19 protein-coding genes and 1 pseudogene are annotated in these 20,172 nt (G+C 50.8%); 11 read left to right on the forward strand and 9 right to left on the reverse strand.

Features of this window, described 5'->3' with window-relative positions; translation table 11 throughout:
• From B153_RS0124860 to B153_RS0124870, 3 genes and pseudogenes are all read left to right on the forward strand, one after another.
• Positions 1-278, forward strand: a pseudogene (locus B153_RS0124860) (IS5 family transposase); the annotation flags it as partial.
• Positions 275-505 carry a DUF4386 family protein gene (locus B153_RS0124865; protein WP_020599457.1) on the forward strand — a complete coding sequence of 77 codons (231 nt, stop codon included), beginning with the start codon at positions 275-277 and terminating at the stop codon, positions 503-505. The pseudogene B153_RS0124860 and the gene B153_RS0124865, both read left to right, overlap by 4 nt.
• A 100-nt stretch (positions 506-605) precedes the next feature.
• Positions 606-902: a YtxH domain-containing protein gene (locus B153_RS0124870; protein ID WP_020599458.1), complete on the forward strand. Its 297-nt coding sequence runs from the start codon at positions 606-608 to the stop codon at positions 900-902.
• A gap of 148 nt (positions 903-1,050) precedes the next feature.
• Here the strand turns inward: B153_RS0124870 and katG are convergent, their stop codons facing one another.
• Positions 1,051-3,345 carry a catalase/peroxidase HPI gene (gene katG, locus B153_RS0124875; protein ID WP_020599459.1) on the reverse strand — a complete coding sequence of 765 codons (2,295 nt, stop codon included), beginning with the start codon at positions 3,343-3,345 and terminating at the stop codon, positions 1,051-1,053.
• Positions 3,346-3,499: 154 nt separating this feature from the next.
• Positions 3,500-4,213, reverse strand: a complete 714-nt coding sequence (locus B153_RS0124880; RefSeq protein ID WP_020599460.1) for a lysoplasmalogenase — start codon at positions 4,211-4,213, stop codon at positions 3,500-3,502.
• Positions 4,214-4,359: 146 nt separating this feature from the next.
• Between B153_RS0124880 and B153_RS0124885 the strand changes: the two genes are divergently transcribed.
• The 3 genes from B153_RS0124885 (at position 4,360) to B153_RS0124895 (ending at position 6,518) form a co-directional block, all read left to right on the forward strand.
• A complete protein-coding gene (locus B153_RS0124885; RefSeq protein WP_020599461.1) occupies positions 4,360-4,806 on the forward strand; it encodes a phage tail protein in 447 nt (148 codons plus the stop codon).
• A 110-nt stretch (positions 4,807-4,916) separates the two neighbouring features.
• On the forward strand, positions 4,917-5,219 hold the full coding sequence (locus B153_RS0124890; RefSeq protein ID WP_020599462.1) for a hypothetical protein: 303 nt from the start codon (positions 4,917-4,919) through the stop codon (positions 5,217-5,219).
• Between the two features lie 174 nt (positions 5,220-5,393).
• Positions 5,394-6,518: an alpha/beta hydrolase-fold protein gene (locus tag B153_RS0124895; protein ID WP_020599463.1), complete on the forward strand. Its 1,125-nt coding sequence runs from the start codon at positions 5,394-5,396 to the stop codon at positions 6,516-6,518.
• Positions 6,519-6,580: 62 nt separating this feature from the next.
• On the opposite strand, the gene B153_RS0124900 is transcribed toward B153_RS0124895, so the two are convergent.
• The 4 genes from B153_RS0124900 to B153_RS0124915 form a co-directional block, all read right to left on the reverse strand.
• Positions 6,581-6,895: a DUF3817 domain-containing protein gene (locus tag B153_RS0124900; protein WP_020599464.1), complete on the reverse strand. Its 315-nt coding sequence runs from the start codon at positions 6,893-6,895 to the stop codon at positions 6,581-6,583.
• A gap of 80 nt (positions 6,896-6,975) precedes the next feature.
• Complete coding sequence (locus B153_RS0124905; RefSeq protein ID WP_020599465.1) at positions 6,976-7,443, reverse strand: hypothetical protein; 468 nt, start codon at positions 7,441-7,443, stop codon at positions 6,976-6,978.
• Between the two features lie 104 nt (positions 7,444-7,547).
• Positions 7,548-8,450, reverse strand: a complete 903-nt coding sequence (locus B153_RS0124910) for a helix-turn-helix domain-containing protein (RefSeq protein WP_020599466.1) — start codon at positions 8,448-8,450, stop codon at positions 7,548-7,550.
• The gene (locus B153_RS0124915) at positions 8,447-11,011 is read right to left on the reverse strand and encodes a M1 family aminopeptidase (protein ID WP_020599467.1); all 2,565 of its coding nucleotides are present in this window, start codon (positions 11,009-11,011) and stop codon (positions 8,447-8,449) included. Before B153_RS0124915 ends, B153_RS0124910 begins: the two co-directional genes overlap by 4 nt.
• A gap of 142 nt (positions 11,012-11,153) precedes the next feature.
• Between B153_RS0124915 and B153_RS0124920 the strand changes: the two genes are divergently transcribed.
• On the forward strand, positions 11,154-12,422 hold the full coding sequence (locus tag B153_RS0124920) for a hypothetical protein (protein WP_020599468.1): 1,269 nt from the start codon (positions 11,154-11,156) through the stop codon (positions 12,420-12,422).
• Between the two features lie 34 nt (positions 12,423-12,456).
• Here B153_RS0124920 and B153_RS0124925 read toward each other — a convergent pair whose 3' ends face one another.
• The 3 genes from B153_RS0124925 to B153_RS0124935 all read right to left on the reverse strand — a co-directional run bounded on the left by B153_RS0124925 (position 12,457) and on the right by B153_RS0124935 (position 15,693).
• Positions 12,457-12,753 (reverse strand): amidohydrolase family protein, encoded by a 297-nt coding sequence (locus B153_RS0124925; RefSeq protein ID WP_020599469.1) that lies wholly within the window; start codon positions 12,751-12,753, stop codon positions 12,457-12,459.
• 48 nt (positions 12,754-12,801) lie between these two features.
• The gene (locus tag B153_RS36905; RefSeq protein ID WP_020599470.1) at positions 12,802-14,223 is read right to left on the reverse strand and encodes a carboxylesterase family protein; all 1,422 of its coding nucleotides are present in this window, start codon (positions 14,221-14,223) and stop codon (positions 12,802-12,804) included.
• 81 nt (positions 14,224-14,304) lie between these two features.
• Positions 14,305-15,693, reverse strand: a complete 1,389-nt coding sequence (locus B153_RS0124935; protein ID WP_020599471.1) for a glycoside hydrolase family 140 protein — start codon at positions 15,691-15,693, stop codon at positions 14,305-14,307.
• A 111-nt stretch (positions 15,694-15,804) separates the two neighbouring features.
• On the opposite strand from B153_RS0124935, the gene B153_RS0124940 reads away from it, so the two are divergent.
• The 4 genes from B153_RS0124940 to gnd all read left to right on the forward strand — a co-directional run bounded on the left by B153_RS0124940 (position 15,805) and on the right by gnd (position 20,125).
• Entirely contained in the window at positions 15,805-17,349 is a 1,545-nt protein-coding gene (locus tag B153_RS0124940) for a D-apionate lactonase family protein (protein WP_026262432.1), read from the forward strand.
• A gap of 207 nt (positions 17,350-17,556) precedes the next feature.
• Positions 17,557-18,036, forward strand: a complete 480-nt coding sequence (locus tag B153_RS0124945; RefSeq protein ID WP_020599473.1) for a glutathione peroxidase — start codon at positions 17,557-17,559, stop codon at positions 18,034-18,036.
• Positions 18,037-18,468 carry a MarR family winged helix-turn-helix transcriptional regulator gene (locus B153_RS0124950; protein ID WP_020599474.1) on the forward strand — a complete coding sequence of 144 codons (432 nt, stop codon included), beginning with the start codon at positions 18,037-18,039 and terminating at the stop codon, positions 18,466-18,468.
• A gap of 202 nt (positions 18,469-18,670) precedes the next feature.
• Positions 18,671-20,125, forward strand: a complete 1,455-nt coding sequence (gene gnd / locus B153_RS0124955) for a decarboxylating NADP(+)-dependent phosphogluconate dehydrogenase (RefSeq protein ID WP_020599475.1) — start codon at positions 18,671-18,673, stop codon at positions 20,123-20,125.
• Positions 20,126-20,172: the final 47 nt, after the last annotated feature.

Raw genomic sequence — 20,172 nt, forward strand, 5'->3', positions numbered from 1 at the left:
TGGAGAAGATGTTCGGCGATCAAGCCTACAACGGCGTGTTTGCTCAAGAGCTTGACCGTTGGAGTATCGATTTTGAGAAAGCGTCGCGGCCTGAATCAGCCCAAGGTTTTGTACCGGTGGCCAAACGATGGGTAGTGGAACGAAGCATTGCCTGGACGAACTATTTTCGGAGAATCGTCAAAGACTATGAGCATACAGCATCTTCTTCGGTCAGTTGGCTGTATCTGGCCAATAGCCAGATCATGTTACAACGAATCGAGACTTATTGCCAAAGATGATTTCCCAACATACTCTAAACATAACTTCGCGCTGGGTAAGTTACCTGGGTTTGTTAGCTTCAGTTATTTATCTGTTGGCTCAGGGCGATCTGTTTGCCACCGTAATGCCGGGTTTTCCAACCTGGGAACTCGCTGGTTTAGTGGGTAGTACGCTTTGGCTGGTCTGGCTGCTGATTCTTGGGGTTCAGTTTCGTCGGCTAAACGAGATTGCCGTTCAGAAAGCCTAATTTACCTTCCAACGAGGGGAAGCCGCTTGTGATGTAATTTAATGGGGCCGCCTATCAACTTTTGAGTAGGTTTCACAGGTCATTAAACCAGATAGAACCTATGCCAGTTAACGCCAAACATTTAGCCACGTTTATTTTGGGAGCAGCCGCCGGGGTGGCGCTCAATAAATACGCACAAACCGAAGACGGTCAGAAACTGATGGCCGATCTGAAAGAAAAAGGGCTGCAACTCAAATCCGAGGCCGAAGGAGCCATCGATAACGCACCGGAATATTTTGAAAAACTGAAAACGCAATTGGCTGATGTACTGAAAGCCAACTTCCCGGATGCTGAAGCCACCATAAATGATGTACTCGGGAAAAAACCGGATACGCCTGATACGGCAAGCCAAAGCTGAAATGCTCATTTTGGCCACGCTTCCTGCATCAGTATGAAAAAGCGTGTGTATTCAGTTCGTGAGAATTTCTGGGCTAGAACTAAAAAAACAACGCCGGACGATCTTGTCCGGCGTGTTTGATTTAGAGAAAGCTAGAAATTGACGTTGATTAAGCTAGTTCAAAGCGATCGAGGTTCATTACTTTGGCCCAGGCAGCCACAAAATCCTTCACAAATTTTGCCTGTGCATCCGAGCTTGCGTACACTTCGGCCAGGGCGCGAAGTTCGGAGTTCGAACCAAAAATAAGATCGGCCCGAGTGGCGCTCCATTTCAGGTCGCCCGACTTGCGGTCGCGCCCTTCAAATACTTCTTTATGATCCGAAACGGCTTTCCAGGCGGTGCTCATGTCGAGCAGGTTGACGAAGAAGTCGTTGGTAAGTACGCCGGGCTGAGTGGTGAATACACCGTGTTTAGCCCCATCGTAGTTGGTATTCAGTACGCGCAGGCCACCGATCAGAACGGTTAATTCAGGTGCTGTAAGCGTTAATAACTGCGCTTTGTCGATCAATAACTCTTCCGTTGAGATCGTGAATTTAGCTTTGAGGTAGTTGCGGAAGCCATCAGCAATAGGTTCCAGCACCGCAAACGATTCAACATCGGTTTCTTCCTGCGAAGCATCCATGCGGCCGGGCGTAAAGGGAACCGTAACAGAATGGCCCGCATCTTGGGCCGCTTTTTCGACCGCAGCACTACCCGCCAGCACAATCAGGTCGGCCAGCGACACCTTTTTGCCGTTCGTCTGTGTACTGTTGAATTCTTCCTGGATGCTTTCCAGAATACCGAGCACTTTCGCCAGTTGACTTGGGTTGTTGACTGCCCAGTCTTTTTGAGGGGCCAGACGGATGCGGGCTCCATTGGCACCACCTCGTTTGTCGGAACCCCGGAAAGTAGACGCCGAAGCCCAGGCTGTCGATACCAGTTCGGATACGGTCAGGCCCGAAGCGAGTATATTTGCTTTCAGGGCAGCAACGTCGGATTCGTCGATCAGAGCGTGATCAACGGCCGGGATCGGGTCTTGCCAGATTAAGACTTCTTCGGGTACGTCGGGGCCTAAGTACCGGGCGCGTGGACCCATATCGCGGTGCGTCAGTTTGAACCAGGCACGGGCGAACGCATCGGCAAAGGCATCAGGATTTTCGAGGAAACGTCGTGAAATTTTTTCGTAAGCCGGATCGAACCGAAGGGCTAGGTCAGTCGTCAGCATCCGTGGTTCATGGCTTTTCGACGGATCGTGCGCGTCGGGAATGGTACCAGCGCCAGCGCCATTTTTGGGTTTCCACTGATGCGCCCCGGCTGGGCTTTTGGTCAGTTCCCAATCGAATCCGAACAGGTTTTCGAAGAAGCCATTCCCCCATTTTGTAGGTGTGCTGGTCCAGGTTACTTCCAGGCCGCTGGTGATGGTATCGCCCCCTTTGCCCGTACCGAAGCTGTTGCTCCAGCCAAAACCCTGCTGCTCAATATCGGCGGCTTCGGGCTCAGGTCCTACATGCGAAGCCGGAGCGGCCCCGTGGGTTTTACCAAAGGTATGTCCACCCGCAATCAGGGCAACGGTTTCTTCATCGTTCATGGCCATCCGGCCGAAGGTATCCCGAATGTCTTTGGCGGCTTTCACGGGGTCAGGATTCCCGTCTGGTCCTTCGGGGTTTACATAGATCAGGCCCATTTGCACGGCCGCCAGCGGATTTTCCAGATTCCGCGAGTGGATATCGCCATCAGCATCGTCGTCCGATACCAGTACACCATGATCTTCGACTACCCCATCGGAACCATGTGCATACCGGATGTCGCCACCCAGCCAGGTTTTTTCCGCACCCCAGTACACATCCTGTTCAGGTTCCCAGACATCAGGACGACCACCGGCAAAACCGAACGTTTTAAAGCCCATCGATTCCAGAGCTACGTTGCCCGTCAGAACCATTAGATCGGCCCAGGAGATTTTGCGGCCATATTTCTGTTTGATTGGCCACAACAATCGGCGGGCTTTGTCAAGGCTTACGTTGTCGGGCCAACTGTTCAGGGGAGCAAACCGCTGTTGACCAGCGCCGGCACCACCCCGTCCGTCGCCCGTCCGGTAGGTTCCTGCACTGTGCCAGGCCATACGGATAAACAGTGGGCCGTAATGCCCAAAATCGGCTGGCCACCAATCCTGTGAATCGGTCATCAGAGCATGAAGGTCCTGCTTCACAGCCTCCAGATCCAGACTCTTAAACTCTTCGGCATAGTTAAACGTATCACCCATCGGATTTGACAGGGACGAATGCTGACGAAGAATAGTCAACTGTAACTGGTTGGGCCACCAGTCGCGGTTTTGGGTTCCGTTACCGGCTACACTGATTTTTTCAGCCGTGTGCATGGTCCCGTTATGAAATGGGCACTTGCTGATATCACCTGACATAGTATCCATCTTATGCTAAAGATTTGGTTTAAGCGTGAACGTGGTCTGTCCGTTGTTGTCAATTTGTTTTACAAGGCAATACTAACAGGAAGTTACTTATCAATCAAATTGATTTAATTTATTATAGTATCGACAATATTTATAATGACGAGCTGGCCGCTTATCACGTTTCAGGTACTTGACTGGCTACCTGCTGCATCATTCCGATCATAATCAGGTATTGGGCCATTGCATAGGTGGTCATAACCACCCAGGTCGAACCGGCAAATGGATGGAGAAATTTATTGACAGCAATGGCGGAGTCGGACAGGATAAATAACAACGCTCCCAGTACCACCTGATTATAGCCCGGCAATCCCAGCCGCTGGGTGGCTAAGATCCCCATCGTGTTCAGGCAGATGGCGTAGAGGACGACCGGCCACCAGAGTATTTCTAAAGTTGGTTTGCCCGCGAAAGCGGGGCGAAGTAAAACGAGGAAAATGACCAGATACAAGCCAAAGAAAATAGCGCTTTTAGCGAACCAGCGGCCCATAATTTTTTGTCCAGCAGTCTGGATCGATTTCAGAAAGGCAACGCTGTAGCAAAGCTGCATGAGCAGAAAGGCCCCCAACCCAGGTGTAAATAAGTCGACCTCCCGGATCATCAGAAGTACGTCGCCAAGCAGGGCAAACGCCATGCCCATGAAAAGCCATCGTGTATACGAAACAAAGCCGATTGCGCGGCAAAATTGCCAGACATAGAGCATTAACAGAGCCATAATAAGCGGTTTGCATCCGTAATGCAATACGCGGATATGAAACGAATCGCCAAGCATTTCGAGCAGCGTAATGGCTATAAACGTAAGGGTGAACGGCCGGGTGGGTTTGATGGTCATCATAAAGTTAATACATTGACCAGAAGGAGAATAGATTTAAAATCTGGTATATTTCGACTCGTACTGCGCAAGCCGCAACGGGTTGCGAATTTGTCGTTGCCATTAATAAAATCTAAACCCGATCATTCTACTTATTAACCGATACCGATATGGCTGGAGACAATCAGGCCGCCGAAGGGCCTTCATCTACTTATTCGTATAAAGTAAAGTTTGGACAGAGTTTGGAAGGGTCTTTTCAGGAACTGACGGGAATGGATACCCCAACTCCGACGGCCTATCGCTCAGGCGACAGCCAGGGACGTTTGTTAACCAAAATGCCGGGTCAGCCCAAAGCCACATTGACTTTAAAAAAGGGTGTATGTAGCAACGATACCAGATTCTGGGACTGGTACAACCAAGTCAGGATGAATACGGCCCCACGCGATAGGGTCGAGATCTATTTACAGGATCAAACGGGGCGTACCCAAATGAACTGGCTGGTAAAAAATGGACTGGTAACCAACCTACAGGTTCCTGATTTGAACGCCAAGGGAAACAACATAGCGATTGAATCGCTCGAACTGACGTATGAAGGGCTGGAAATCAAATCGGTCTGAGTATACGGGTCGGGCCGAGCTTACCAAAAGGTTGGAAAATAAACGGACTGTAGCAAACCATTTTCGGTTTACTGAGTTCTATAACCAATACTCAACAAAATAGAAACATTATGGATAAGGCACAGAAGTTTGAACTGATGAACAAAGTGGTTCGTGAACTGGAAGATTTGCAAAACAGCCAGACGGCCCTCATTACCAAAATCAGTCAGATCGAAGTGGACAATATGAATGGTCTGAACGATTCGACGCTGGAAAAAAATCTTAGCGACATGCATTCGAAAATTGCCGAGAATGTCGACTCGATCAATGATATTTTTTCGTATTTCGAAAGCAAACGAGACGATTACGGCGAGAAAAATAGCGCGGCCATCGCTGCTGCTGAAGCTGCTGCGGCTGCCGAAGCGGTTAAATAGATTAAAAAATACGATCATTCGAAAAGTCGGGCACTATGTCCGACTTTTCGCGTTTCTGATCCATTTGATAGGAGTAAAGCAGCCCCGTTAAAAGTCTTATTGTAAAAAGTACGTAATGATGAAAAAGTGCAGTAGATTCGTAGCGATTTGTTGAACCCTTGCCTTACAAAATCTATGACTCTACGAAATTGGCTACTGCTTTTTTATTGTATACTGTTCCCGGCCGCAGTGCTCCTGGCTCAGGTTCCCCGAATGCCCCCCGTTAAATCGCCGGAAGTGACTGAGGGTGGCTTGATCTTCCGGTTGCGGGCGCCCAATGCCAAAGAGGTAATTCTCGACATCGAAGGTATTTCGCGGGAAACGATGACCAAAGACGAACAGGGCGTCTGGAGTTTTACCAAAAAGCTTGAACCGGATGTATACGACTACGCGTTTGTGGTCGATGGACTGCGCATTCCTGATCCGGCTAATCCGGTCGCCAAGCCGTGCTACCAATGCAACGGGCAGAGCCTGGCACACATGCCGGGACCTGCTTCGCTGAGTTGGGAGATCAAGGACGTACCCCGTGGCCTTATCAACCACCATGTCTATCGGTCGGCGGTGATGGGCGAAGATCGGGACTATTATGTCTATCTACCACCGAATTACGATCCCAAACGCAAGGAGCCTTATCCGGTGTTTTTCCTGCTGCACGGTGCTACGGGTACAGCTCTCTCCTGGATTGTCAATGCGCAGGCCAATATCATTCTGGATAACCTGATTGCCGAAGGCAAAGCCAAACCCATGATTATGGTCAATACACTGGGCTATGGTGGCAATGAGAAATACACGGCCGAAGTGCTTCAGGAAATCATACCCCAACTGGAGAAAACATACAATGCCGCCAAAGACCGAACCCAGCGAGCTATTGTCGGCTTATCGATGGGGGGCGGTACAGCGTTTTATACGGGTCTGAACAACCTCGATCATTTTGCTTATGTAGGTGGATTCAGTAGTGCAGTAGGCTTTGGTGGAGGACCTCGCCCTGCAACAACGGCTTCTCCTGAGGAGCAGACCAAAGCGATGATGGAAAGCTTTGCCAAAAGCTACCCGAAGCTGGACGAGAGCGCCAATAAACAGCTAAAGCTATTATGGATTTCCTGCGGGGCTGACGACTTTCTACTTCAGAATAACAAGAACTTTAAAGACTATCTGACGTCAAAAAATGTAAAATTCAAAGAGGTGAATACACCGGGTGGACACACATTCATGGTCTGGCGCAGAAACCTGACCGATATTGCTCCTTTGCTGTTTCGGTAAAGAATGTAGTTGTCAAGGAGTCGATCGGGCTTTGTTACCACTAGTAACAAAGCCCGAATCATTTAGACATCTTCTGCCGCTGGTAAAAGCCGAAATACCTTATGATCGGCATAGAACGTTCCGCCTGGTAGGATCGATGCCAGTAATGCCAGCCCCGTTTTACCAACTGACCAGCCATATTCGGTCTTTGCCTGAATAACCACCAGTACGTACCAGACAAACAGCAGACCATGAATCGGACCCAGTATCTGAACCGCTTCAGGATGGCCACCAATTCGTTTTAACGGCACGGCAATGAACAAAAGCAGCAAGTACGAAATCCCTTCGGCAAAGCTCACTACGCGAAGCCGGATTTTGAGTGAATTGAAAAAGTGCATATAGGTGTACTAGTCAAGTATGGTCAGGAATGGTCAGGAGCTGTCTTATGTGACTTTATAAGTCAATAAGTGAAATTCTATTAAAAACTACGAATCCAGGGCCGGGTTGCTAATGGCGAAAAGGGCCAGGGAATCGCGATCAGGATTAGCAGCAGGGTAATGGTAAAATAAATAGCTGTTGTCCTGAACGTCTGCTGGGCCGTGGGCTGGCGCTTTGCTTTGCTCGAACCAATGGTCATAACCACCACTGCCGTAACCATCAATCCCATATGAATCAGGCTGAAAAATCGGAATTCGGATGATTGGCTGGTATCGGGCGAAAACTTCCAGTAATAGCTTACAATTGGACTTTGGGTATATAAATAAAACCCGACCAGCAACTGCGTATGGGCAATCGATGTGGCGATTATGCGTAGCAGCTGGTCTAAAGAGCGATACGGTCGCGCTAGAAACCAGCCTGAATAACTCGTGCCCAGTGCGATCAGTAAACTCCCCAGCACCAGCCACCGCAGGGCATTGTGAGCGGCCAGAAGAATAGGATAAACCATGGCATTGACGAAACGTGAATACAACGGCAAAGGTCCTATAGCTTTCTGAAACGCATTTAGACCGGAACCGGGTAATCTTGGTCAAAATCAATCCTTTTGGATGCCTATACAAACTGACTTCTGAACTGAGTGGGCGTTAGATCGGTGTATTTTCGAAAGAGTTTTCCAAAGCTCGATTGATCGGGGAAGCCCATTTCATACGCGATTTGCGCTACAGTCAACTCTGTCTGGACAAGCAGGACTTTCGCTTCCAGCACCACCCGTTCATCAATCCAGACAGAAGGCGATTTATCGGTTCGATTTTTCACGACCTTGTTTAGATGGTTCGGACTGACGGCCAGCCAGTCGGCATACTGACTGGTGAGTCGGGTTTCTCGAATACGCGTCGTCAGTAAGTCCATAAAGCGTTGGACCAGCCGTTCGCCCACATCTGTATGAATCGCCATGGGGCCCACATACGCCCGGTCGATCTCTGCAAACAGTGCCAGCAAATACGGCCGGATCAATTCAGGTTTTGTTGCTCCGTTTTCCTGGTATTCAACAGCGAGTCGGTTCAGAAGGGCATTGACAAACTGCACTTGCCGATCCGATAAAGGTATATACGGATTGCCCGTCAATTTCAGAAAATCGAAATCGCTATTGTTACCTGCGCCCAACAATAGCTCCTGACTGATAAACGATATGAATCCTACCGAATCGGGCCAGATGCTGTGTAAGGTAAATATTTGGAGCGCAGGCACAATCACCAGATCGTTCGGGCGGAGCGTATAGGCCTGATGCCCAATGGTAATGTCGACCTGCCCACGTTCAACCATAAACAGTGCATGATTGCTGGTGCGGGAGGGGGGCAGCGGCAGCTTGATAATCGGCCAGCTATATTCCAGGGGCGCAATGATGAACTGGTTGAAATTTTCCTTAAATCGGTCGCCCCACGAAGCATCCCTGATCAGAAAAAGCTCGCGGGCCATGGCCGGACTAATAGCTGGAAAGAGAGCACTGGGCGTCATAGATGATACAGCAACTTACTCGCCCGGAACGGCCCATCGGCAGCCTGTAAGAGTTTGGCCCGCAAGCGTGGGTTGTAGGTCGGACGGTCGGCCAGAAATTTGCGGACCAGTTGTACGGTTTCGGGTGTCTGATAACTCGACAAGGTCGATCGGAGCCACGATTCGGGGAAGAAAATGTCGCCCGTTCGCTGAATTTCTTCGAGTAGTTCCAGGCTCTTGGGTAAATATTTAGCGGAGGTCTCAGCCCGCAACGGATGATGCAGATACCCCAGCGCAGCCGTTACCCAGGCTTCGTGTTCGCGGTTGGCTTCACTGGTCAGCGAGGCAAAAAACTGATCCCGCTCAGCCACGTTCGACGATAGGGCTGGCATCATGAATTCGAGCCGTTTCTTCCGGTCCGGGTTTTTGATACGAGCCAGTTGCTTCGTCAGAATTCCTTCGGCCGGGTAGTCGCGAACAGCCAGCGCCAGCGCCAGACTGGTGTAATCGTCTTCAGTGAGGGTTACGCCCGCTGGTGCTTTCTGATCGCGCCAGATGGCATACAGGCGGTCACGGGCTTCGGTACTCAGGGCAATGTTCTGGTACAGGCGAAACAGAAGCTTTTTTTTGCCGGAACTAGTTTCCTGTTCCATAGCCTGCCACGCGGCCTGTTCGACTGAAGCCGCCAGAGCGGGGCGTTGTTCGGGTCGGGTAAAGTTCCAGACAATATCCGAAAGCTGGTTCGTAATCAGGCGCAGATTCAGCTCTTCCGACTCTCTGCTTAACCTATTCTGGTAGCCAAAGGCCAGTTGAGCCGGGGAAATTCCCTGACCCGATACCATGTTTTCGTACAAATTAATGTAGGTAGCGGCTCGTGTCACTGGATTTTTGGTGTTATCCAGATAAACGGTGGTGGCTGTATCGACTGGAAAGATGCCATAGCCCTGCCCCGACGAATTGAAGGTGACAAATAGGGGCGTCCGTTTGCCAATGGCTTCGTGCAGTACAACCTGCGGCTTGTCCATATGTACGGTCAACTCTTCCTGATGGTCGTTATACACAAACGTTATTTCAAAACTCTGGGGCCAGAATCGGCTGGAGCCGTCTTCACCCTGCTGCGAAATCACAAACTGTTTGATGGTGCCTCCTTTGCCATCCCATTGGTACGAAAATTTTGGACGCCCGGTTTCATTCACCCATACCTTGTTCCAGGCTTGCAGATCGGCAGGAGTGTGGGTATCCAGAATCGAAATCAGGTCGTTCCAGGTGGCATTACCAAACGAGTACTTTTTCAGGTATTCGCGGAGCCCGTCGCGTAGGGCGGTTTTGCCCATCAGCCGTTCCAACTGACGCATCATGATCGGTGCTTTGTGGTAAATAATGCCTCCGTAAAGCGTTCCGGCTTCCTGTAGGTTGGTTAGTGGCTGCCCAATCGGATTGGCGCCTTCGGTTCGGTCGACGGCGTAGGCAGCGGGAAAATGATCGACCACAAACTGAAGGTCGTAATTAGCCTCCGGCGATGATACTTCCGTGATCTTATCGGCCATAAAGTTGGCAAATACCTCTTTCAGCCACACATCGTTGAACCAGCGCATGGTCACCAGATCGCCAAACCACATGTGTGCCGTTTCGTGCGAAATCAGCGTAGCCCGTGAGAGCTTCTGGTCGCGGGTGGCACCGTTGTCGAGAAACAGGCTGGATAGTCGGTAATCGATGGCCCCAACGTGTTCCATGCCGCCATACTGGAAATCGGGTACGGCCACAAAATCGAACTTTTGAAATGGATACGGAATCTGCGTGTAGTCTTCCAGAAACCTGAGCGCATCGGCATGAAGCGAAAAGATCGGGTCGAGGCTCAGCCGGATTTTGGTGGTATCGGTTTCGCGGTGCAGGAGGGTCATCGAACGCCCGGCGAGGGTTCGGCTAACGGGGGTGAACGTCCCCGCCACAAACGAAAACAGATAGGTCGGGATTACCTCCGACTGACGGAAATGGATGGTTTTGCGATCACCAGCCGTAGTTGAGTCGTTGACGGCTGCGTTGGTCATGGCCTGCCAGTGGCTTGGAATCGTGAGCGATAGCTGAAATTTCGCCTTCAGGTCGGGCTGATCGAAGCAGGGAAATACCGTTCGGGCGCGGTCGGGAACGAGCAGGGTGTATATATACTCATCGTTTCGGTTGAGGGATAAATTACCCGCCGTAAACTGAATCGAAATGATGTTCTTTCCAGGCTTCAGAAAAGCAGTAGAAATCAGCAAATGTTCGCTCTCAAAGACAATGGGGATGGCCTTTTCATTGACAGAAATCGTCTGTACCTGAGTACGTTTCTCTTTAAAATCGAGTTGGAGAGGAGCCGCGTTTCTGGCCCAGTAAAACGATATTGATTCAGTGGCTGGAATAGGCTGGTTTTTTTGCGAAGGAATGTCGAACTTTAAAGCATAAGCCACATCGCGGATGGTTTTTTTTCGGGCTTTAGCCAGCATCTGCGACACACCCGTTTCGACAGTTGGCGATTGACTGAGGGCAGATTGTTGACTCCCGAGCATAATGAGTAGAAGAAGTGCAGTAATACCGTAACGCATCATAGAAGTTGTTGGTAGTCAGAAAGGGTTATTCATCGTCAGTAGGTAGTCATTTATTGTACAGAAAATGACCACGAATGACAAACAATGACTAGCTAATGACCATACATGACGATGAATTAGGTCAAAAATAATGCACGCTATGAAACAGCGCTTAACTTTTCTACTGCTATTACTGGCTCTTGTCGGTTGGGCAGTTCCTGCCTGGGCTAATTATGTCCTGATTCCGATGGATGACCGGCAGACCAATCACCTGAAAGCGTATGGGATCGCTTACAAAGTGCTGAAAGATGATCAGGATGTAGAATGGCTGCTGAACTACCGGGGTGGCAGTTTTATGATGAAATACACCAAGTCGGTCGAAACGGAATGCCGGGTTCGGGGGGTGTCGTTCGAAGCCATTTCCGATTCGCAGGCGGAGTCGATTCGGCAGCAGTTGTCCAATCCTGATGTGAACATGGATGTGGTCAAGCTACAGAAAGCGGCTAAGATCATCGTGTATTCACCCGCTAAGGTTGGCCCTGCCGAATTTGAAAATACCGATGCCGTGTTGATGGTACTCACCTATGCCGAAATTCCGTACGAACTGGTGTACGACGAAGAGGTGCTGAAAGGTGATTTGCCTAAATACGACTGGTTACACCTGCACCATGAAGATTTTACGGGGCAATATGGGCGTAATATGCATCGGCAGTCGCTGGCCGACATCAAAGCCCAGGAAGACATTGCCCGTAAATATGGCTATTCGAAAGTATCGCAGATGAAACTGGCTGTGGCCAAAGGAATCAAGCAGTTCTGCGCGGGGGGGGGGTACCTGTTTGCCATGTGCTCGGCCGCCGAAACGCTCGATATTGCGCTGGCGGCTGAGGGTGTCGATATTGTCAGCAGTAGCTACGATGGCGACGGTATGGACCCCAATGCACAGGAGAAACTCGACTTCAGCAAAACGTTTGCGTTTGGCAACTTTACGCTTGAATCCGACAATGGGTATCGCGGATTTTCGACGTTTTCGGATATCAATTCAGCCGCCAATCGGGGGTTCGACGAGCCTAGTGGTTTCTTTGAGCTGTTCAATTTTTCGGCCAAATGGGATGCCATTCCTTCTATGCTCACCCAGAATCACGAAAATATTATCAAGGAGTTTTTCGGCCAGACGACAGCCTTCCGTAAGGGAGCGGTGAAGCCCAGTAGCCTGGTAATGGGTGAGGGCAAAACGTCGGACCGCTATCTCTATGGCGAAATGGGCAAAGGCCAATGGACATTTTACGGTGGGCATGACCCCGAAGGCACCCGGGGGGGCGGTTTTCGTAACCCAACCGATCTGAACCTGCACCCCCATTCGGCGGGGTATCGGCTTATTCTCAATAATGTCCTGTTTCCATCGGCCCGGAAGAAGAAGCGCAAAACGTAGCCAACCAGATACCGTCTTTGCCCTGTTAGGAGCCCTAATGAGGATAGGCCTTTTTGACTTCGGCCAGCATCTGATTTAATTCGGCAGCGCTAAACCAGCGGCCTCTCAACATAACGCCACTTCGTTTTTGGGTGTTGGCTATGTTTTGCAATGGGTTGCCCTCCAGCAGGACCAAATCAGCTTGCTTACCAGCCTCAATGGTGCCCACCTCCGACTGCCTTTTTAAGAAAAGGGCTGCATTGGCGGTGCAGGCTTTTAAGGCTTCGTATTCAGGGATTCCTGCACTGACCCATTCCTGGAGCTCTTCGTGGATACTGAAACCGGCCAGCACATAGGCGTTCAGATGAGCGAGAAAGGTTAGCAGGATATGTGAATAGCTTTACTGGGATCGTTGCCGTTTTTGGGCAAATAGCCAGTCGAACAACCCAGGTGTAGTTGCCAGACCGGGCCGCAGATCGTGCCCTATGTCCTCAAATTCGGTATATCGAGGATGCCCACCCGCTTTTTGTATCGCTCTGACAACGTTTCGAGAGCTTTCTACCGGCACATTTCTGTCTTTTTCTCCATGAAAGGCCCAGATGGCTACATCCACCATATTCTTGGCTAAAGTAGGGTCTCCTCCCCCACAGAAGGGGAGCGCAGCCGCAAATACGCCTGGATGAGTACCAATGAAATGCCAGGTTCCATACCCGCCCAACGACCCTCCGGCCACATAACGCCGATTGGTATCGATAGCAAATTCGTGTTCCAGAGCATGCATTAATTCAAAAAAGACCGTATCCCGAGCTACCACATTCGGTAAGCCGCCCCAGCTACTGCCAAGCGGGCATTGAGGTACTACCACGAAGGCGGGGTATTTATTTCGAGCACCCGGCTCGGCTAGTTGCTGGACTTCCCAGTTGGCCAGTTGGCGGATATTGTCTGAGCCACAACCTGCCCCTCCATGCAGACTGATTACCAGCGGATAGGTTTGGGTAGAATCGTAGTCTAATGGCTTGAGTAATCGATACGACAGGGTATCGCCACGCGGGCTCGTAAAGGTTCGGGCTTCGAAAATCTGAGCCAGTTGAAGAGCCTCTTTGGGTGGATAATTAGCCCTAATGCCCTCGCTGGACAGCGCTACGCCCAGAAACAGGAACGCGGCTACGCTCACAAAACGAGCAGCATCGAGCAGCAATTCGGGCCAGGTAGGGGTCTCCGACTGAGTAGGCTGCGCATGGATATGGGAGTGTTTCTGCCAAAAAAGCCCAATCACGAGCAGGGGAGGTATACTCCCGGCAAAAGAAAGCCATTGCTCTGCACGGATTAAGTTGGAACTACTGGGCCCCATATGAGCCTTCAATGACCAGATCAATAAGGCTAACGTACTAGCCGACAAGACAACGTAGGCCAGACCAGCGCTTTTTAACCAGTAATTTTTTCCGGTCCGGGAAACTGCCAGGCTAGCTCCATAAAGAAGGCTGGCACCCATATCTAGAAAGAGTAAGGGTAGGTAATACGGTTCGAACGCACGGGTTAACGGAACCAGTGTGCAATAGAGTACTACTGCCCGAAGCAGGGCAGTAGAAAAAGCGAATATCCCTGTCCAGAATACCACCCGGTAGGGCTGCTCATAAAAATAGCGGAGCAGGAAACCTGTGCTAAGAAACGAAATCAGGTTCGCTACCAGAAAGAAATTAGCAAATGAAGGAAGGGTTGGCAGGTTGGGGCCTACTGTTACAAAAAGCCAGCTTTGCAGGAGACCGACCAGTAGGGTAAGTCCCAGAAAGAAAATGCCATTCTGATAGAATTTTTGAGTCATCGCAGGGCCGGCCCTAACCGCGTCTGGAGAAAAGTAAGCCTGTCTGTTGTTGTAAATCGGGTCATTTCGTTCTGGGCAGATTTATAATCCTGCGTAGTTTTTAGCGGAATCGTCCAGCACCAGTACCCAGTCGTGGCCGTAGCCTTTGGAGGGCGGAGAAAATTGTTTAGCCTGCTGATTGTCGAAGGTGCCCGCCGATTGGGTTTTGCCCGTACGCGGATCGAACCAGGTTGCCGTGATGGTTTTGCCGGAAATTTTCCCCGGATTGACCGTAAACGGCTTGCCAACGGCCGAATACACAAAGGCATAGTCTTTGCCCCGTGTGGCCTGAATCCGCTCGGCCGGGCTGAGGTTGTTTTCCACAATAATCGACTGGTCGGGTACGCGGTCGAGTAGGGGGCGGGCAGTCATCAGTTTCCGAACAAATGCCATCTGATTCGCACCGGGCAAATCGAGGGCCTGCTGCCAGAATAGATGCGGGCCATTTACGGCGGGGCGCTGGCTACTGTACATCTGCCAGATGTCGTGACAGCCGTAAGTGTGCCCGTGTGCACCCGCAAACAGATCCAGATAGGCATACACCCGCACATCGTAGGCATTGGAGGTTCCCAGATCCTTGACGTTGAAACAAACCGGATGGTCTTCATAAATAGGTTCGGCATCCATCGTCGGTTTGGTCGGCTGCCGGTTGTAGGAGACGCTGATCTGATCGTATACAGGCGTATATCGGCAGTGCCCGTTCTGGTGCATGTTGAAGTCGAACCAGTCGTCGTTTTGAAACCATTTTGAGGCCCCACCTTCCAGGCCATTGGGCTGTGGGTGGTACGACATCAGGGCTTTATCGGCACCGCCAACCCCTTCCTGGATGCCTTCGGCCATAGCCCGCCAGACCGCCACATCCTGCGAGCCATCGCGCGGCATCCGGTCGCCCCCCAGCACCCACACGATATTTTCACGGTTTTTATACCGGTTGCCTACATAACGACCATAAACGCGGGCATTGGTTGGATTGAAAATTTCGGGCCCCTGCCCCCAGGTACTTTTGAAAAGCTTGTCGCCCCAGGTGGGCAGAAACGCAATCACGAGGCCATACTGAGCCGCTTTGTCAACGATGTAATCGATATGCTTAAAATACGCTTCGTTGGGTTTGGTTGGGTCGTTGTCCAGAAGCGGAGTGTCGCCGTAAGGATTCGGTTCTTTTAGCCCATCAAATTCGGCCAGGGCCACGGCTTGTATGACGGTAAACCCCTGTTCGGCCCGGTGTTTCAGGTATTGGTCAGCCTCTTCGCGGTTGAGTCTATGAAACAGCTCCCAGGCCGTATCGCCCAGCCAGAAAAAAGGAGTGCCGTTCTGATGAACCAGGTACCGTTTATTATCCGACACCTTTAGCCGACCATTCGTGAACGGTTGCTGGGCCTGAAGCAGGTGGTGACCAAGAAGAAATCCGGCCCAGATGATGAGTTTTTTCATGAATACGGGTTTAGACTAGGAAACCATTACAAACTGACTCGAAAAGACAGTGGAGCCGTTAGCCTACCGTAGTGGCTGACCAACTAAATCCGATAACGATACATTCTAATTATGTCTCAAATGCTTCATGCCGGCCCTGTGCACGTGCGTTACGAACAGGGATTCCTGCGCTACTTTACCCATGCGAATACCGAAATCCTTCGGCTGATCTATTTCGCCATTCGCGATCATAACTGGACAACCGCCCCCTTTACCATACAGAACGAATCGATAACCCAACATGCAGAAACGTTTCAAATTCACTACGACTGGCAGATTGATGACCTGGGTATTCAGATGACGGGTAGCGTGGTGATGATGGGTGATGAAAAGGGGACGATCTCGGTCGATTTTTCTGGGAAGGCACTCAATTCGTTCCGAAAAAACCGCATCGGTCTCTGTATTCTGCACCCGATCGATGGGGTGTTGGGGCACCCTGCCCAGGTTGTGGCCCCCGACGGAACCCAGACCGATGCCCATTTCCCAACATTTATAAAGCCCCATCAGCCGTTTCTGAACATACAGACGCTGCGCTGGAAACCGGCTTCGGGACTTACCTGGCAGCTTGATGTCGAGGGGGATGTGTTCGAAACCGAAGATCAGCGGAACTGGTCCGATGCATCGTTTAAAACCTATTCGACCCCGCAGGTTCGACCTAAACCCGTTACCGTGTCGGCAGGCGATGAATTTCGGCAGCGCGTGGTGTTCAGCCTGGCTGACGAAAAACTGATGGCGCCAGCCGATGAGGAGAAAATCCGCGAATTGACGCAGTTTGCGGCCAAAACGAAGCCCTGCCAGCCTCGTGTTGGTGTCGGATACCATATGGGTGGCCCTGCTCTGACCGATGCGGAGGTCATTTTATTGCGCAAACTGAATTTGTCGCACCTGCGTGTCGATGTCTTTTTTAGCCTTGCCAACTGGCAGGAATTGTTCGGGCAGGCCCTTGCCGATGCGAAACGTCTGGCCATTCCGCTCGAACTCGCTTTGTTTTTTGGCACCGAGCCTACTCGTGAACTGAAAAGTATTCAACAATTTATAGAAACACAGGCAGGGGTTATACAGACAATCCTACTTTTCGATGCGTCTACTCTACGAACGTCGGATGAATTATTGGCCGCTGTTGTGCCCGCCGTACGGAACGCCTGGCCGGAAGCTGCTATTGGCGGAGGAACCGACGATAATTTTGCGGAACTGAACCGAAATCCATTCAATTTCGAACAGGTCGATTTTGTGACCTATTCGGTAAGTCCGCTGGTCCATGCGCTCGATGATCTTACGCTGTTCGAGAACCTGGCCGGACAAGCCGAAACCGTACTGTCGGCCCGGAAGCTCAGTGGTGGCAAACCCATTCATATTTCGCCGATCACCCTTCGATTACGGTTTAAAACCCTGGAAGGCACTGCTACCGAGCGGCTGGACGCCCCTGCCGATCCTCGCCAGATCACCGACTTCGGAGCCGACTGGACGCGCCAAAGTCTGGATACCTTAGCCAGAGCGGGCGTTGAATCGGTAACCTATTTCCAGACACACGGACCCGGTGGACTGGTCAGTGGTGACACGGGTTATCCGGTATTTCATGTTTTGGCGAGCAATCAACTCGTTCCTGAGAGGAAATAAGGTCAAGGTAGGACGGGTATGATTACCCGGCTTGCCGCTGGCATAATCGGCCTGTTGTGTGGCTAGCCACAAGCAACAGGCCGATGCGAGAGTTTTTACTATATTTGTATCGTGAGCGATATAATCGTTTGCGATAATTTGTGTAAGTCATCCATTGAACGTCGGTTACCGAATGACGTAACGGACGAGTAAAGCCAGTAGTGAGTTATGGAAAGTACGTTTTATCAGTTATCGGCCCGAACACCCAAGGGAGCCCCTATCCCGATGGCCGATTTTAAAGACAAGGTTGTTTTGATTGTCAATACCGCCACCAAATGCGGTCTGGCTCCCCAATTTGATGGGCTGGAGGCTCTACATCAGCAGTATAAAGACAAAGGGCTGGTGGTGCTGGGATTCCCCTGCGATCAGTTTGCCGGACAGGAACCCGAAAGTAATGATACCGTGGAGCAGGCATGCCGTCTGAATCACGGGGTTACGTTTCAGCTTACCGAAAAATGCGACGTAAATGGCCCGCATACCCAGCCCGTTTTTCAGTACCTGAAAAAAGAGCTGGGCGGTTTTCTGGGCAATCGAATTAAGTGGAATTTCACGAAATTTCTGATCGATAAAAAGGGGCGGCCCTATAAACGTTATGCCCCGGTGGCCAAGCCCGAAGCAATCGAAAAAGATATTCAGAAGTTGCTATAAATGGAAACTGAACGCACATCCTTAAAGCTGCAGGATCAGCTCTGCTTTCCGCTTTATACGGCCTCCCGGCTGGTAACGCAGTGCTATGCACCCATACTGAATACGCTGGGAATCACGTATCCTCAGTATCTGGTGCTTCTGGTTCTGTGGGAAAACGATGCCGTCAATCTGAGCTTTATTGCTGATCGTTTACAACTTCAGTCCAATACGCTTACGCCCTTGCTCAAACGAATGCAGGAGTTGGGACTAATAACCCGAACGCGTTCGGAAACCGATGAGCGGAACATAATCATCGCCCTGACCACCAACGGAAAAACACTCCGGCAGGAAGCCGCAAACATCCCTCAGTATCTGGCCGATAAATTGCCGTTGTCGGCGGAAGAAGCCCGGCAGCTCTACCATATTTTGTATAAACTGATCGGAAATGTATAGGGCATAGGGTGTGTGATGCAGGGGCTGGTGGCAGATAGCCTCGTATTTAAAAAAGCAGAAAAATGTCCAGAAGTCTGATGGAGTAACAGTTTATGCGTAAACTTGCCGCGCTTAAGAAAAGAGAATAAGTAGGAACGCGTGTCTGAGGTTCTTACCAGAGCAAAACGTAGCAGTATCGTATCATTCACCAAATAATAGCATAATGTCAGAATCTGCAGATATTGGCCTGATTGGTCTTGCCGTAATGGGCGAAAATCTGGTGCTCAACATGGAGAGCAAAGGATATACCGTGGCCGTTTTCAATCGGACGGTCGAGAAAGTCGACCACTTTATCAATGGACGAGGGGCCGGGAAAAACTTTATCGGTGCTCATTCTATTGAAGAACTGGTTGCTTCGCTGAAACGCCCCCGTAAGGTGATGATGCTGGTAAAAGCCGGGCAGCCGGTGGATGATTTTATCGAACAGATCATTCCGCATCTGGAACCCGGCGATATTATCATTGATGGCGGTAACTCTTATTTCCCCGACACCATTCGCCGAACCCAGTACGTTGAAAGCAAAGGGTTTTTGTACATCGGAACGGGTGTTTCGGGCGGTGAAATCGGTGCGTTGACCGGCCCGTCGATGATGCCTGGGGGTAGTGTGGCAGCCTGGCCGTTCGTGAAAGAAATTTTTCAGTCGATTGCCGCCAAAGTGGACGATGGCACCCCCTGCTGCGACTGGGTCGGTAGTGACGGGGCGGGCCACTTCGTCAAAATGGTCCACAACGGCATCGAGTATGGCGATATGCAGATTATCGGTGAAGCCTATCAGGTGATGAAAGACCTGCTGGGCATGAGCGCCGATGAAATGCATGAAGTGTTCAAAAAGTGGAATACGGAAGAACTGGACTCCTACCTGATCGAAATTACGGCCGACATTATGGCTTATAAAGATGAGGACGGTACGCCCATGGTCGATAAAATTCTGGATACGGCCGGACAGAAAGGTACGGGTAAATGGACCGGAACGGCTGCGCTGGACGAGGGTATTCCGCTCACGCTGATTGGCGAATCGGTATTTGCCCGGTTCCTGTCGGCACAGAAAGATCTGCGCGTGGCGGCTTCGAAAGTCATTAGCGGGCCCAAACCTGAGTTTACGGGCGATAAGGCGCAACTGCTGGATGATTTGAAAATGGCCTTGTACGGTGCTAAAATCATCTCCTATGCCCAAGGCTACAACCTGTTTATGGCTGCCGCAAAGCAATACAAGTGGCAATTGAACTACGGTGACATAGCCCTGATGTGGCGCGGAGGGTGCATCATCCGGTCGGCTTTCCTGGGCGACATCAAAAAAGCATTTGATAAAAATCCGGCACTCCCACACCTGCTGCTCGACGATTTCTTCAAGGAGAAGATCGAAGCGGCCCAGGCTGGCTGGCGCCGGGTGTGTGCGGCTGCGTTGAGCAATGGTATTCCGGCTCCGGCACTGACATCAGCCCTTTGCTATCTGGATGGATTCCGTAGCGAATGGCTACCGGCTAACCTGCTGCAAGCCCAACGCGATTACTTTGGGGCGCACACCTACGAACGGATCGACAAACCACGCGGCCAGTTCTTCCATACGAACTGGACAGGCGAAGGCGGTGATACGGTATCGACGGCGTACAATAACTAATTAGCGATACTTTTTAAAAGATAGAACGCAGATGATTATGATCATCT

The organism is Spirosoma panaciterrae DSM 21099, assembly GCF_000374025.1.
Taxonomy (GTDB): Bacteria; Bacteroidota; Bacteroidia; order Cytophagales; family Spirosomataceae; genus Spirosoma; species Spirosoma panaciterrae.